The organism is Kitasatospora sp. NPDC059408 (genome assembly GCF_042751525.1).
Taxonomy (GTDB): Bacteria; Actinomycetota; Actinomycetes; order Streptomycetales; family Streptomycetaceae; genus Kitasatospora.
The window spans coordinates 1-14171 of record NZ_JBHYWI010000138.1; the positions used below are offsets into that span (position 1 = coordinate 1).

Consider the following 14171-nt stretch of genomic DNA (forward strand, 5'->3'; position numbering starts at 1 on the left):
CTGCTTTTTAAACATTATCCTCCGTTGAACACCCGACCACCCCCCCCCCCCCGGTGGCGCCGCCCCACCCCGCACCCCCCCACCGGCGTTCCGCTGACCGCGGCTCACGCCCTTCAGGAGCGATGGGCGGTCTCAGTCGAGAAAGAGCTCCGCGAGTCTCGGGAGACGGCTCCGCGTCTCCTCGTCGTCATCGAACTTCCATCGCTCGCCCGCCGGGTCCTCGGGGTGGGCCATGTCCTCAAGGGCTCGACCGATCCCCTCGTCGAGGGATTCGGTCTCGCCCGTGATCCTCTGGTAGGCGTCCGCGATCGGGTAACTCAACGACTCGTATCCGATCCAGCCCGCCTCCTCGCGGCTCATGCGGGTGATCACGGGAAGGTCGGCGAGCGTGTCGGGGTCCGCCAGGGCCCGGGTGAACGTGGCGCGCCCGAGAAGGACGAGCCCGTCGCGGAAGTCCATGAAGCCGTCGTCGCTGCACCCGCCCTCGATCAGGTCGGCGGCTCCCCACAGCTCCCACCGATAGGCGGATTGCCGTGCCTCGACGTGTCTTACGGCGAACTCGACGATCTCCTCCCGGCTCAGCCGGACGAGCACGTCCGTCAGCGCTTCGGGAAGCGGATCGTCCGGCGGGTCCCGGTCGTCCGCCCGGGAGCCCACCGCGGCGCGGGCCTCCTCGATCAAGGCCCACCAAGTGTCTTCGTCCATCGGCAGTCGGAGGCGCGGCGCCCGTTCGGGCCCGCTCCCTCTCTCCCCCCTTTCCATTCGTGCGTGCGGTGATTCCGCACACGGCTTACGGGCGATCAGCTCGCCGGCTTCGTCGAGCTCCCCGACACGGACGGCGGCGGTGACGGTGACGGCGACGGCGAGGCGGGCTTCGGAGCCACCTGGAGGCCGGTGACGTGGCCGTCCGCGGTGAGGAAGTACTGGAGTCCGGCGTAGCCGGGCGTAACCAGGATCCCCTGGGTCATCTTGGGGAGTTGGCTGGAGCGGGCGAGTTCGGCCCCGTCCTGGGCCCTGCGCCACACCACCTGCTCGGTGTCGTACTTCTTGAGCCCCTGGAAGAATTTCACCGGGATGTCCGTCCCGATCAGGACGCGCTGGTCCTTGGGCCCGAGCAGGGTCGTGAAGCTGAGGGTCGTCTGGTCCTGTGTCCACGCGACCGACAGCGTGCCGTTCGACAGGTCGATCCCGGCCAGCTTGCCCGCCCCCGCGTCCATGGCGTAGACGCGGTTGTTCTCGGGGTCGACCGAGACCATCGACGGGATGAAGCTGTTCTTGCTGCCGCTGTTCGCGAACGGCTGGACGTTCGCCACCTTGGTCGAGTCGCTCTGGGAGACGGCGACGACGCTCATCGGCGTCGGGGTCGGCTTCCCGCCGTTGGTCATCGCGACGACGTAGTCGTTGATGACGGCCATGGCGGACGCGGCGGTCTGCCCGTCCTTGAGGTAGCTCACCGGTCCCCACGTGGGGTCGGGGGTGAAGGCGTTGTTCCGGTACGCGTAGCGGTAGAGCTTGGTCGCGCCCGGCAGGTAGATCTCCTGCGTCCCGTTCAGCGTCGACGTGGTGATGCGCCCGCCCATCATCTCCGGCAGCGTGACCTGGGAGAGCACCTGGAGGCTCTTCGGGTCGATCGCCACCATGATCGAGGGCGGCACGGCCGTCGGGTCGGGGCAGTTGAGGAAGGCGCTGAAGCCCTGTTCGGTGCATCCGGGCTGCCGGTTGACGGTCTTCGCGACGATCGTCCCGTCGGGCAGCGCGTCGTAGCCGTTGTACGCGGTGTCGCGCGGGGCCGAGTCCCCGGTGGGGAGGGTCGTGCGGGCGAGGACCGCGCCGGTCGCCGGGTCGATCCGGGCGATGTGGTAGCCGTAGACGACCACCAGGCTGCCGTCCGACAGGACGTTCAGGACGCCCGGGTAGTCCCACTCGTCGGTGGCGTTGGTGTTGATGAGCACGCGCCGCCAGACCTCGTTGAAGGTGCCCGGCTCGACCCGCGAGACGAACGAGCCGGACGCGGCCGGGTTATCGCCGTAGCCGCCGCCGTAGACGTAGAGCTCGTCCGGCCCGCGGTCCACGATGTTGTACGGCGTGGCGTAGACCTGCTGCGAACCGTAGGCGTAGACCTGGTTGTTCGACGGGGCGCCCGCGAAGTGCGCGCACGCGTACAGGTGTGTCCGGTTGGAGTCGTGGACCTCGAACGCGGCGATGGTCGGGTACCACGGGGCGTTGCCCTCCGCGGCCGCGCAGGACTGCTCGCCGGGGACGAGGGCGGGGTCGCCGACCAGCGGACCGCCCGCGGCCACCACGTCGGCGGGCGGGGAGCTCGCGTGCGCATCGGCCTGGCGCGAGACCGGCCCGGAGCTGGAACAGGCGCAGAGCCCGAGGAGCAGGGCCACGACGAGGGCCGTCAGCCGGGGAACGGACAACCGGTGCGGCAAGGCGGGGCTCCTCGGGCTCTGCGGGTGGGGATCGGCGAACCGGGTGGGATCGGCGAGCCGGCGTCCGGATCGTCCGACGCCAGGCCGCCGACCAGGCTCGCAGCGCGGCCACGACCGCCACGACCGCCACGCCGGGACGATCACCCGGGCGGGCCTGCCGAGGCCCGGCCCGGCGGGCGAGCAGGGCCGACGGACCCGGCAGCGCCGCGGCCTCTCGCCCTCAGCCGGCCGCTCCGGCCAGACGGCGCATGATGGTCATGAGCTCGTCGGGCGGGGAGATGCTCATCGTCCGGCTCTCGGGTTCGAAGGCGGTGATGCACGTCAGGGTGCCGGCCCGCCACCAGAACACCCGGGGCGAGAGGCGCCCGGGGCCGTCCTCGTAGGCGCCGAACGCGAACTGGGCCAGCGAGTTGACGGCCTCGCCCACGTGCTCGTCGGCGAGCGGGTAGAAGACGAGGTTGTGCCGGTTCGGGACGACGACCAGCACGCCCTCGGCCGGGATCGCCGGGCCGTCGGCGGCGCGTACCGTCTCCTCGAAGACGAGCAGCTTGCTGGCGGCGAACACCGACTCGGGGTGGCCGAGGATGTGGAGAACCGCACCGTCGGGCAGGTCGTACGTGTCGTAGTCGACAGGGGAGTTCAGCAGGTTGGTGCGCGCGGCGGCCTCAAGGACGTGCCGGTCGACGAGGGCCACGTCGCGGTCGTCGAGGACGCGGATGCTCTCCGGGGTGTCCAGGGCGATGCCCACCAGGAGGTCCGTGGCCAGCGGGCGCAGGTAGCCGAACTGCTCCCGTGCCTCGGCCGGGATCGACTCCTCGGCGACCAGCCGCAGGTACACGCTGCCCAGCGGGCCCTCGGACCCGCCGTCGGGCTCGCGCCGGGGCGCCGGCGGCGAAGCCGGCGGATCGGCCGACAGGTAGTCGGACCGCACCTCCAGCGCCCACCCGTGCACCTGGACCGCGAGGGCGGCCAGGGCCAGGGTGCCGAGCGGCAGCAGGGTCCGCGGGGCCGGATCGGCGTCCAGGCCTTCCCGGTACTCGACGAGCCGCGCCGCCAGCGCCTGCTCGAACGCGGGCCGGTCGTCGTCGAGGAGGACGCGCAGCAGGCGCTGGTCCGCCGTCAGGGAGGCGACGGCGTCCAGCCGGCCGGCCGCCGCGGCGAGCTCGTCCGGCTCCGGCTTGCGCAGGGTCACCGCGGGCCAGTCGGCGGGCAGGTGCCCGCTCGCCTCGGCCAGGTAGGGGCACAGCGCGTCCATCGCGGCGAGGTCCGCCGGGTCCGACACCGACGTCAGCCGCGAGTACGGCACGCCGTCCCGGATCGCCGGCGCGTAGTCGCACCGCAGCAGCAGTCCGATGACGCGCTCCCGCTCCCACAGCAGCCCGCTGACCAGGCATGTCTCGAACGCGTCGAGCCACGTCCGGGCCGTGGGGGCCCGCTCGGCGACGGCGCCGAAGGAGACGTCGTCGTTGGTGAACTTCTCATCGATGAGCGGGAAGAGGATCTCCTGGTCGCCGTCCGGGAAGCAGCCGACGCTCAGCGCCCCCAGGGCCATCTCCGCCGCCGTCCGCAGGACCAGTCCGGAAGGGGCCTCCTCCTGGACCGGGTGCTCGACCGTACGGGCGGCGACGTGGTCGAGGAGCTCGTCGCGCAGCGCCAGCATCCGCTCCGGGGACGGACCCTCGCGCCACATCTCGTACTGCCGGTGGTTGGTCCGCCTGACGATGCCGTCCAGCGCTTCGGCAACCCGCTGCCCGTCGACCGCGTGACGCGTGATCTCCCGCACCGCTGCCGCCCCTCCTGTTGATCTTCACTGCCGAACGGCACGCTACCAGCGGGGACTGACACCGCCCCCGGGCCGGAGTGCGGGGCCGGCTCGATCGCTCCGGCCCCGCGGACGCCGGTCACGCGCGTTCGTACGTGACCCAGACGGTGGGGTCGTCGCCCTTGCCCAGGACGGTGCTGGTGTAGCTGTCGAGGGAGGTGCCGGGCGGGGTGGTGCGGGTGTTCTGGTCCTGGTCGTTCACGGTGACCTTGATGCCCTGACCGGTGCTGACCGCGTAGTTGTTCGCGCTGAACTCCGGGCTGCGGTAAGTAAATCCGCCCTGGCCGGCGCCCGGCAGCGTGTAGCCGGCGGTGCCGTCGATGCCCCCGCTGGTGGTCACCCGCAGCACGGCGGTCCGACCGTTGGGGATCCGCTCCGCCGGTGTCCGGGCCCAGGTGCCGTCGCGGAGGTCGAGCGACGACCGGTTCAGGGCCGTGCCGGTGCGGTTGGTGAAGCGGACGATCTCGGTGCGGGTGTCCTTCTTCCCCGTGAACGCGGCGACGGTGCTCGGGTCGGTGGCGGGCTTGGGGAGGCCTAGTGCGGCCAGGGCGGCCAGGGTCTCCCGGCTCAGCGGCAGGCCCCACCGGTCGGCGAAGTGGTCGCTCAGGTCGGCTCCGGCGATCCGGGAGGCGGTGACGGTGAACCAGCGCATCTGCCGGTCGGTGTCGGCCAGGTCCGGCCGCTCGGCCCGCATCCGCCGGTGCAGCGCCGGGTAGAAATCCGGGCCGAACGCCTTGTCCAGCTGGGCGAACATGTCGAACTGCGCCTTGTTCGGCGCGGCGGCGAAGTCGCGGGCCGACTGGGCGAGGTAGTCCCGGCCCGGGGCCCAGGTGGTCTCGTCCGCCCAGCCGTTGGTGGTGTGCCCGAACTGCCGGTCCGCGGCCATGGAGTAGAGGTTGACCGTGACCTCGCCCATGTTGTTGGTGTCCTGGCCGGCGCCCCAGGTCCACCGCTGCTGGTGCTGGTGCCCGAACTCGTGGAACAGGCCCCAGCTGTTCGCCGCCTCGGTCGCGGAGTAGAGGACGCCGTCGCGGTTGCCGGGCATCGCGATCCGGTAGTAGGTCGCGTTGGGGTTCGTGCCTGACGGGCTCTCGACCGCGAGGAAGCGCAGCGGCGAGCGCGTGTCGCGGGCGGTGGAGCCGTCCAGGCCCGCGAGGTCGTCCTCCGCGCGGAGGATCTGCTCGTAGGTGTCCAGGAGCTCGTCCTGGCTCTCGCCCGCGTAGCGCAGGGCGGACTCCTGCATCCCCGCGATGACGACGTGGTCGCCGACCAGTTCGACCGGACCGGTCGCCGTGGTGGCGCCCAGCATGCGCTGCCACTGGGCGTTGGTGGTGCTCTGCCGGTCGAAGTGCGGGATCGGCTGGACGGCCGTGCCGTCGTCGAGCGTCACCGTGACGGAGGGGGCGTTCGCGGGCGAGTCGGCCGTGTGGCGCACGTAGAGGATCCCGCCAGAGGGGTCGCCGATCCGGTTCTCGCCGGGCTGCAGCCGGTAGGACCGCGGCGGGGACTGGCTCGCCGTGTAGGTGCCGTATCCGGTGCGGCTGTACGGGTCCACCAGGGCCCAGGTCCCGACCTGCAGCTCCACGGTCGCGTCCGGGGATCCGCCGGTGACCGTCACCTGGACCGGCCGGTTCGCGCGCAGGCAGAACCCGGTGGGCTGCACGTCCGCCAGCGCCTGACGGATCTGCAGCCGGTCCCGTTCGGCGGCGGAGGTCGGCAGGGCGGGGAAGGCCTGCGTACGCGGCTGCGGGAAGAGCCCGGCGTCCTGCACCACCGGGCACGTCAGACCACCCGGGACCGCCTCGGTGACCACGCTCGCCTCCCCGCCGTCGTAGCGCGTGCCGCCCAGGCGGTAGCTCGTGGTGAAGCGGGCGGTGATCCGGGTGCCGACCGCGACGGAGTCCTTGATCCGCACCGTGATGTCCGGCTGCCCGAACGTGCCGCCCTGCCGCACCCCGTAGGCGCACACCACGCCGCGCCGGTCGGCGGTGGCCGCGCACGACCGTCCGTCCACCGACACGAAGTCCACCTCGTCGGGCAGACGGAACGTCAGCGTGGTGTCCTCGGTGCGGACGCCGCTGCCCGTCACCTTGACGCCGTAGGTGATCGACTCCCCGACGGCGGCCTTGGCCGGCCCGCTCGCCGTGACGGTGACGTCGGTCCCGGTCTGTGCCCGCGCCGGGGCGAGCGGAGCCGCGCCGACCACCGCCAGCAGGGCACCGAGCGCGGCACACGCGCCCCTCCCGCCCCAGCGTCCGACTCCTGCCAGCACGGCGTCCACCTCTCTGTCGTCCGGGTGCGCGATCGCGCGGTCCGGCTCCGCGCAGCGCGGCCGGAACTCTCTGCGAGCAGAGAAGCATGATCGGTTACGGTCGGCGACCGATGGCCGGTCATTCGTAGGACGCAGGGGGCCGTACCGGTGATCGGGCGGGCGGTTCGGCGGCCGGCGACGGGCGAGGGGCGAGGATGCAGATCCGGACCTGCACCGGGACGGCGAACCAGAAGTGGACGGCGCCCCCGAGCTGACACCGGATCAGGCCGGGTGTGCCAATCCCCGGAGGAGCAGGTCGACCAGGCGGCGGGGGTCGTAGCGCGGGTCGCCGTCGTGGCCGATGCAGAGGTTCCCGACACCGCGCATCAGCTCGTAGGCCTCCGTGCCGGGCCGGATCTCCCCCGCGGCGGCCGCGGCGTCGAGCAGCTGCGTGCAGACGGGCAGCAGGCGGTCGAGGAAGTACTCGTGCAGCGCCGCGAAGCCGCCGCTGTCCGACTGCAACGCGCCCGCGAGCCCGTGCTTCGTGACCAGGAAGTCGACGAAGAGGTCGATCCACCGGCGCAGCGCCGCGAAGGGCGAGCCGGTCGAGGCCAGCAGGCTCGGGCCGGCCTCGGCGCAGGCCTCCACCTGGTGGCGGTAGACGGCGACGACGAGGTCCGCCCGGGTCGGGAAGTGGCGGTAGACCGTGCCCGTCCCGACGCCCGCCCTGGCCGCGATCTCCCGGATCGGGGCGTCGACGCCGGACGCGACGAACACCTCGGCGGCGGCGTCGAGCAGCGTCTGCCGGTTGCGCAGCGCGTCGGCGCGCCTGCCGCGGACGGGCGGCTCCCCGGACGGGCTTGCGATGGGTTCCACGTCTTCCTCCCGACGGCCGTTGACAAAACGGAACCACGTTCCGCATCCTGAATCGGAACCGCGTTCCGCTTTCAGTCTAGTGCCACGGCACCAGGCGGGGCCGACGCTCCCGACCGCTTCCGCGCGCTGTGCCGTGCTACCTCCCGCTCTCTCGTGCTGTCTCGTGCTGTCTCGACGAGACCGGCTGCGGGAAGCCATCGAAGGGACCTCATCATGAGCTCACCGTCCACTCCCGTTCTCTCGGCCAGCCCTGTTCTCTCGGTCAGCCCCGTCACGCTGCCGGTTCCCGGCCGGGCCGTCGACCTGGAGGTACGCGTCTCCGTGCCCACCACCGGCTCCGACCTCCCGATCATCCTCATCTCGCACGGCCACGGCCCCTCGAACCACCTCTCCTCCCTGCACGGCTACGCCCCGCTCGCCGACTACTGGGCGGCCCACGGCTTCGCCGTCATCCAGCCGACCCACCTCAGCTCCCGGACCCTCAGCGGCACCCTCGACCCCGACACCCCCGGGGCACCGCTCCACTGGCGGTCCCGGGCCGAGGACATGTCGCGCATCCTCGACCGGCTCGACGCGATCGAGGCCGCCGTCCCGCAGCTCGCCGGGCGTCTGGACCACACCAAGATCGCCGTCGCCGGCCACTCCATGGGCGGGCACACCGCGAGTCTGCTGTTGGGCGCCCGGCTCACCGACCCGGACACCGGAACGGAGGTGAACCTCGCCGACCCCCGGATCACGGCAGGCGTGCTGCTCGCCGCACCCGGCCGCGGCGGCGACGCGATCACCGAGTCCTTCGCCCGCACCGCCCCGTTCTTCCTGACCACCGACTTCTCCACGATGACGACACCCGCGCTCGTCGTCGCCGGCGACAAGGACGCCTCCACCCACCTGACCGTCCGCGGCCCCGAGTGGCACACCGACCCGTACACCCTCTCCCCCGGTCCCAAGTCGCTGCTCACCCTGTTCGACGCGGAACACGGCCTCGGCGGCATCTCGGGCTACGACGTCGCCGAGACCACCGACGAGAACCCCGAGCGGGTCGCCGCCGTCCGGCACCTCACGTGGGCCTACCTCCGCACCGCACTCGACCCCGGCGACACCGCCTGGCCGGACGCCCTCGACGCGCTGGGCGCCGACCCCGCCGCGCTCGGGAGCGTCGAGTCCAAGGAGGCCGTACCGTGCGGGTAGTGCGGATGATCTTCCGTTGAGTACTCTGAACCATCGGATCGTGGACGGCCGTTCGCACGTGCGACCCGTGCGCGGTCCACGCCGCAGAGGACCTGAAAGTGAGTCACCAGCAGATGCAACCGACGTTCGTACTGGTTCACGGAGCCTTCTCGAACTCCTTCGCCTTCGCCCCGCTCCAGGCCGAACTCGGCCTCCTCGGACACCGTTCCGTCGCCGTCGACCTTCCGGGCCACGGGTTCGCCGCGACGTACCCGCGCGCCTACCAGGCACCGCAGGACCTCGCAGCGCTCGCCACCGAGCCCGGAGCCATCAAAGGCGTGACGCTCGCCGACAACGCCGCACACCTCATCGGGATACTGGAGCGGGCCAAGCGGAACGGGCCCGTCATCCTCGTCTCGCACAGCCGCGGAGGCATGACGGCCACCGTCGCGGCCAACCAGCGGCCCGACCTGATCGACCGCATCGTCTACGTCTCCTCGTGGGCCCCCGTCGACCTCACCGTCGGGGCCTACTACGCCGAGCCCGAGATGGCCACGGTCGACCTCGCGGCGATGGGCGCGGCGATGGTCGCGAACCCCGCCGAACTGGGCCTGCTGCGCTCCAACTTCCGCACCGCCGACCCGGGCGCCCTCGCGGGCTTCAAGGCGGCCTTCCTCGCCGACGGCACGGACGACGAGTTCATGGCCCTCCTCAACACCTTCCAGCCCGACGAGAACCTCGACGCCGGCACCGAGGACGACCGGGCCCGGCGCGACACGTGGGGCCGGATCCCGAGGACGTACGTCCGGCTGACCGAGGACACCAGCCTGCCGCTCGCCGTCCAGGACCGGATGATCCGCGAGGCCGACGCACTCACGCCGGACAACCCGTACGACGTCCGCACGCTCACCAGCAGCCACCTCAAGTGGCTGGTCGACCCGGCCCCGGCGGCCCGCGTCCTGGGCGAGCTCGTCGCACTCCTTCCCGCCGGTTCGTGACGGGGGCAGCGGGTCTCCGAACTCCCCGCTGCCGAAACCCGGAGGCCGTCCACCGCGCGAACCCCCGCGCGGACGGGCGGCCTCCGGCGTTTATCGTCTCGTCCATGAGCCGCACCACTCCGCCGCGCCCGGTCGATGTCACCGTGCACTTCCCCGAGCTCACGCCGCTGGCCCGGGTGGCCGTGCGGCTCCACCCCCGCGCGGGCCGGCCGACCGCCGCGGACAGTTCGATCGGCGGCCCGTTGCTGTGGCCCGCGCGAGAGCCGTGGCCGACCTGCCCGGAGCACACCGGCCCCTCGTACGTCGGCTCCTCGCCTGAGGACGTGCGGCTGCGGCGGCGCATCCTCGCCGAGGCGTGGCGCCGCCCCCGGGAGGACGGCGCCGACCTGCTCACCCCGGACGAGCGCGCGACGGTCGACCGCATCGGCGACCGGGAGCGGATTCCCCAGGACGGCCCGGTCCCGATGGTCCCGGTGGCCCAGCTCGACGCGGCGGACGTACCCGGCCTTCCGCGCCCGGAGGGCACCGACCTGCTGCAGGTGCTCTGGTGCCCGTTCGACCACGACGACTACCTGCCCCGCACCGAACTGCGCTGGCGGAGCGCCGCCGACGTGACCGACCCGCTCACCGCGGCCCCGCAGCCGTCCGTGATCGGCAACGACCACTACCTGCCCGAGGCGTGCGTCCTGCACCCCGAGACGGTCACCGAGTACCCGGCACCGCACGAGCTCCCGGACGAGCTGGCGGAGCGGCTCGTCGCCTGGGAGGACCGGCACGGCCTCGTCTACCAGTACGACCTCGGCGTCGCCCCGGGCTGCAAGGTCGGCGGCCACGCACCGTGGAGCTTCTCCGACCCGTTCCCCATGGCCTGCACCGAGTGCGGCTCGGACGTCCGGCCGCTGCTGACCATCGACGGGAGCGAGTGGGACGGCGGCAGCGGAAGCTGGCAGCCGCTGGAGGACGCGGGCTACACCGGCCTGCACTCCCTCGGCCCCGCCAACGCGACGCAGCTCGACATCGGCCGCAGCGGCGCCCTGCAGCTGTACGTGTGCACGGCCTCGTACGACCACCCGCACGTGCAGAACTGCCAGTGACCCGAGCAGCACGACTTCCTCTTCCGGATCTGCACGTCGGGGCACTATGCGAGGTCCCCCGGATCCGGGGGCTCGCCGCCGGCGATCAGCAGGCGGTAGCCGTAGTCGACGCTGTCGCGGGCGAGCAGGTGGCCGTAGCGGCGGGACCATGCGCCGGAGGCGAGGTCGGCGCGCAGTCTGGCGATCGCCGGTTCGACGACGTCGGCGGGGAGTTGGGCGAAGGTGGAGCTGGCCCGCCGGACGACGGGGTCCAGGAAGCGTTCGGGGCGGCGCCAGTGGGCGATCTGGAAGCCGTCGGTGAAGTCGTGCGGGATCGGGAACGGGAGCACCGTGTGTGCGCCGAGCGTCTCGGCGACCGTCGACAGCGGTGTGAACCGGGCGTGCTCCAGCTCGCGGATCTGCGGCAGGTAGTCGCTGATCATCCACAGTTCCGGGCGGTGCTCCGGGTCCCAGGTGAAGACCACCTGGCGCCGGGACACGCGGCGCAGTTCCCGCAGCCCGCCTTCCAGGTCGGGCCAGTGGTGCACGGTCATGACCGCCATCGCCGCGTCGAACCGCCCGTCGGCGAACGGGAGGTGCTCGGCGGCGGCCCGCACCTTCGTCGCGCCGGGGTGCTGGTCGAGCATGACCCGGGACGGGTCGACCGCCGTCACGGCGGCGTCGGCCGGTTCGTAGGAGCCGGTTCCGGCGCCCACGTTGACCACGGTGCGGGCTCCGGCGAGGGCCCGGCCGATGAGTGCGGCCAGCCTCGGGTCGGGACGGCGGGTGTCGCGGTAGCCGGCCCCGATCGAGTCGTAGAGCGGCGGAGTGGTGCTGGAAGGGTTCTTCATCGGTCCCCCATCGGTGGATGCGTGGATGCTCAGCCGCCGTAGCGCCGCTGCCTGGCGGCGAAGCTGCGGACGGCGCGCAGGAAGTCGACCTCGCGGAAGGCGGGCCAGTAGGCCTCGCAGAAGTACAGCTCCGAGTAAGCGCTCTGCCAGAGCAGGAAGTTGGAGAGCCGCTGTTCGCCGCTGGTCCGGATGACGAGATCGGGGTCCGGCTGTCCGGCGGTGTACAGGTGCGGGGCGATGTCGTCGACCGTCAGCGCGTCGGCGACCTCGGTCAGCGAGGCGCCGCCTTCGGCCCGCGCGTACATGAGGTCGCGCACGGCGTCGACGACCTCCTGGCGGCCGCCGTAGCCGACGGCCAGGGTGACGTGGGCGCCGGTGGTGCAGGTGCGGGTGGCCTCGACGGCCTCCTTGAGGGCGCGGGCGGTGCTGTCGGGCAGGGCGTCGGTCAGGCCGGCGAGGTGCACCTGCCAGCGGGCGTCCGGTCGGGTGAGGCGGTCGGTGACCACCTGTTCGATCAGCCCCATCAGGTAGGCGACTTCGGCGTCGCCGCGGCGCTGGAGGTTCTCGGTCGAGCACACGAAGACCGTGACGTGGTCGATCCCCAGGGCCTCGCACCAGGCGAGCACCTCCTCGACGTGGTCGGCGCCGGCCTTGTGCCCGAGGCTCGGGTCGGCCATGCCCATCTGCCGGGCCCAGCGGCGGTTGCCGTCCATGATCAGCCCGACGTGCCGGGGCAGTGGGCCCGCCATGACCTCGCGGCGCAGCCGACGGGTGTAGAGGGAGCGGAGCAGGTCGGGCATGGGCACCGTCCGAGTGGGTTGGAGTGGAGCGCGGTCGAGGCCGGACGCGCCACCGGATCACGACGCCGGTGGCAGGTCGCGCAGATCGCGCAGGGTGCCGGCGCACACCCCCGTCAGGAGCAGCAGGCCCGCGCCGATGCCGACGCCGAGCAGGTGGAGGCCGGTGAGCGAGACGCCGAGGATGGTGGCGCCACCGGTGGCGCTGGCGCCGGCGAGGGTCCACACGCCGGCCCGGAGGCGGCCGGTGCCGGGTGGCACGACGGCGTCCGCGCCGACACCCGTGAAGATCCGCGGGATCTGGACGGCGCCGAGGCCGAGGGCGATCCACCAGGCGGCGAGCACGGCGGTGCGCAGGGTGGGCGGCGAGGCGTCCGCGTCGACACCGCTGTGCACCAGGATGACGACGGCGGTGCCGAGCAGTGTCGGTGCGGCGAGGCGGCGGACCGCCCAGCCCAGCAGCGTGATCGCGGCGCCCGGCGTGGGCCGGGGGCGGGGTGCGACCAGGGCGATGCCGAGCAGCAGCAGCGTGGTGCAGCCCTGCATGACCGCCTCCCGGACGCCGACGGCGGGCAGCGAGTCGGCCTGTTCGGCGGCCAGGTGACCGAGGAACCAGGCGGCGAGGGCGACCGTGATGCCCATCGTGGCCACCCGCCGCTGGCGCTGCGCGGGTGAGTCGGCGGGCCAGACCGCCGGGTGCAGCCACATGTCGGCGATGCCCGCGATCAGGTTGGGCCAGGACTTCCAGCCCGCGCCGCGGGCCTCGTCCTCCACCATCGAACCCCAGCGTTCGCGGAACGCGTCCGGGTAGAGCCTGACCAGGCCTCGGGCGACAACGCTCACGCGGGGTTCACCCCCAGTCGCCGGAGTCCCGCGTCCGCGACCCGGGCCATGGCGCGCAGTTCGCGCTCCAGCACCTCGCGGCCGAGGGCCGTCAACTGCACCGGCCGCTGGCGCCCCTGGCCGTCGAGCGGCTCGACCAGCCGCTTCGACTCCAGCCTGGCCAGCGCCCCGTACAGGCTGCCGGGCCCCAGCCGCTCCCCCGTCAGCTCCTCGATCGCCGCGTTGACGGCGTACCCGTGCAGCGGCCCGTCGGCCAGCGCGCAGAGCACGAGCGTCTGGGCGTCGTTGGCTTGCATGTCGTCGCTCCTTCCGATCCGACGGAGGACCATACTACGCGCCGCGAACTACGCGCCACGTAGTAAGCGATGCGCATCATCGCGACACCCGCCGCAATTTGACGATCAGCCAGTGCGGACGACCGCGCCCGAGCGTCGAGGTTCCCGGGCCGACCCACCCGCCCGCGGGACACGGCCGAGCGGGGGAAGCCCGGTCACACCGTTTCCCGCCGACGGCGCGTATGCGCACCCGCGGCCGGTCGACGGCCCTACCGTGCGGCCATGGCCCCAACGCTCACCGCCGCCGCCTGGCAGGGAGTCCTCGCACCCCTCGGCCACCGCGCCACGACGCCGGAGCGGCCGATGATCGCGCCCGTCCCGATCAGCCGGCCGCTCACGCGCTCCACCATGCCCCTGCCCCTCGCCCTCCCGGACGGCCGCGTGATCGGCACCGTCGAGGAACTGTGGCTCGCCAGCCGCGCCCTCATGGGGCGCGGCCTCGTCCTCGACTCCGGCTGCGCCCGGGGTCTGGCCGACGGCGGCCTGCCGGTCGACGTCGCCTTCGACCACTGCCGCGAGGTCCTGCGCTACGGCCGCCGCCCGTTCTGCTGGGCGCGGGAGTGGCTCGGCATGCGTCCCGCGGGGCGCGACATCTCGGACTGGTCCGTCCACTCCGTCACCGTCGTGGACCGTCCGCTGTTCACCACCGCCCGGATCTACCCCAAGCCGGTCGCCCGAGAGACGTGAGCACAGGGGCCGCGGGCCGATCGTCGGTCGATCGGC

Annotated in this window: 13 protein-coding genes; 4 read left to right on the forward strand and 9 right to left on the reverse strand. The window is 72.8% G+C overall.

Features of this window, described 5'->3' with window-relative positions; genetic code table 11:
* Positions 1–132: 132 nt before the first annotated feature.
* The 5 genes from ACFXDE_RS42235 to ACFXDE_RS42255 all read right to left on the reverse strand — a co-directional run bounded on the left by ACFXDE_RS42235 (position 133) and on the right by ACFXDE_RS42255 (position 7384).
* On the reverse strand, positions 133–705 hold the full coding sequence (locus ACFXDE_RS42235) for a DUF4240 domain-containing protein (RefSeq protein ID WP_380499496.1): 573 nt from the start codon (positions 703–705) through the stop codon (positions 133–135).
* 95 nt (positions 706–800) lie between these two features.
* Positions 801–2435 (reverse strand): hypothetical protein, encoded by a 1635-nt coding sequence (locus tag ACFXDE_RS42240; protein ID WP_380499497.1) that lies wholly within the window; start codon positions 2433–2435, stop codon positions 801–803.
* 220 nt (positions 2436–2655) lie between these two features.
* On the reverse strand, positions 2656–4218 hold the full coding sequence (locus ACFXDE_RS42245) for an immunity 49 family protein (RefSeq protein ID WP_380499498.1): 1563 nt from the start codon (positions 4216–4218) through the stop codon (positions 2656–2658).
* 118 nt (positions 4219–4336) lie between these two features.
* A complete protein-coding gene (locus ACFXDE_RS42250; protein ID WP_380499500.1) occupies positions 4337–6529 on the reverse strand; it encodes a M60 family metallopeptidase in 2193 nt (730 codons plus the stop codon).
* A gap of 261 nt (positions 6530–6790) precedes the next feature.
* Positions 6791–7384, reverse strand: coding sequence for a TetR/AcrR family transcriptional regulator (locus ACFXDE_RS42255; RefSeq protein ID WP_380499502.1), 594 nt, complete (start codon positions 7382–7384; stop codon positions 6791–6793).
* A gap of 213 nt (positions 7385–7597) precedes the next feature.
* Between ACFXDE_RS42255 and ACFXDE_RS42260 the strand changes: the two genes are divergently transcribed.
* The 3 genes from ACFXDE_RS42260 to ACFXDE_RS42270 all read left to right on the forward strand — a co-directional run bounded on the left by ACFXDE_RS42260 (position 7598) and on the right by ACFXDE_RS42270 (position 10643).
* Positions 7598–8572, forward strand: coding sequence for an alpha/beta hydrolase family protein (locus ACFXDE_RS42260; protein WP_380499504.1), 975 nt, complete (start codon positions 7598–7600; stop codon positions 8570–8572).
* 113 nt (positions 8573–8685) lie between these two features.
* Entirely contained in the window at positions 8686–9549 is an 864-nt protein-coding gene (locus ACFXDE_RS42265) for an alpha/beta fold hydrolase (RefSeq protein ID WP_380499514.1), read from the forward strand.
* Between the two features lie 104 nt (positions 9550–9653).
* Positions 9654–10643 (forward strand): hypothetical protein, encoded by a 990-nt coding sequence (locus tag ACFXDE_RS42270; protein WP_380499506.1) that lies wholly within the window; start codon positions 9654–9656, stop codon positions 10641–10643.
* 44 nt (positions 10644–10687) lie between these two features.
* On the opposite strand, the gene ACFXDE_RS42275 is transcribed toward ACFXDE_RS42270, so the two are convergent.
* The 4 genes from ACFXDE_RS42275 to ACFXDE_RS42290 are packed head-to-tail and all read right to left on the reverse strand — an operon-like array spanning position 10688 to position 13409.
* On the reverse strand, positions 10688–11473 hold the full coding sequence (locus tag ACFXDE_RS42275; protein WP_380499508.1) for a class I SAM-dependent methyltransferase: 786 nt from the start codon (positions 11471–11473) through the stop codon (positions 10688–10690).
* Positions 11474–11502: 29 nt separating this feature from the next.
* The gene (gene uppS / locus ACFXDE_RS42280; RefSeq protein WP_380499510.1) at positions 11503–12279 is read right to left on the reverse strand and encodes a polyprenyl diphosphate synthase; all 777 of its coding nucleotides are present in this window, start codon (positions 12277–12279) and stop codon (positions 11503–11505) included.
* Between the two features lie 51 nt (positions 12280–12330).
* Positions 12331–13113: a hypothetical protein gene (locus ACFXDE_RS42285; RefSeq protein WP_380445248.1), complete on the reverse strand. Its 783-nt coding sequence runs from the start codon at positions 13111–13113 to the stop codon at positions 12331–12333.
* Positions 13110–13409 carry a PadR family transcriptional regulator gene (locus ACFXDE_RS42290; protein ID WP_380445247.1) on the reverse strand — a complete coding sequence of 100 codons (300 nt, stop codon included), beginning with the start codon at positions 13407–13409 and terminating at the stop codon, positions 13110–13112. The genes ACFXDE_RS42285 and ACFXDE_RS42290 overlap by 4 nt, the downstream gene beginning before the upstream one ends.
* A 261-nt stretch (positions 13410–13670) precedes the next feature.
* Between ACFXDE_RS42290 and ACFXDE_RS42295 the strand changes: the two genes are divergently transcribed.
* Complete coding sequence (locus tag ACFXDE_RS42295; RefSeq protein WP_380499512.1) at positions 13671–14135, forward strand: hypothetical protein; 465 nt, start codon at positions 13671–13673, stop codon at positions 14133–14135.
* The last annotated feature ends 36 nt before the right edge of the window (positions 14136–14171 follow it).

What these genes read in the sequence shown, in the direction of transcription:
- ACFXDE_RS42295 (WP_380499512.1), top strand. Translation starts at nt 13,671, where the DNA reads ATGGCCCCAACGCTCACCGCCGCCGCCTGGCAGGGAGTCCTCGCACCC.
- ACFXDE_RS42260 (WP_380499504.1), top strand. Translation starts at nt 7,598, where the DNA reads ATGAGCTCACCGTCCACTCCCGTTCTCTCGGCCAGCCCTGTTCTCTCG.
- ACFXDE_RS42265 (WP_380499514.1), top strand. Translation starts at nt 8,686, where the DNA reads ATGCAACCGACGTTCGTACTGGTTCACGGAGCCTTCTCGAACTCCTTC.
- ACFXDE_RS42275 (WP_380499508.1), bottom strand. Translation starts at nt 11,473, where the DNA reads ATGAAGAACCCTTCCAGCACCACTCCGCCGCTCTACGACTCGATCGGG.
- ACFXDE_RS42270 (WP_380499506.1), top strand. Translation starts at nt 9,654, where the DNA reads ATGAGCCGCACCACTCCGCCGCGCCCGGTCGATGTCACCGTGCACTTC.
- ACFXDE_RS42235 (WP_380499496.1), bottom strand. Translation starts at nt 705, where the DNA reads ATGGACGAAGACACTTGGTGGGCCTTGATCGAGGAGGCCCGCGCCGCG.
- ACFXDE_RS42290 (WP_380445247.1), bottom strand. Translation starts at nt 13,409, where the DNA reads ATGCAAGCCAACGACGCCCAGACGCTCGTGCTCTGCGCGCTGGCCGAC.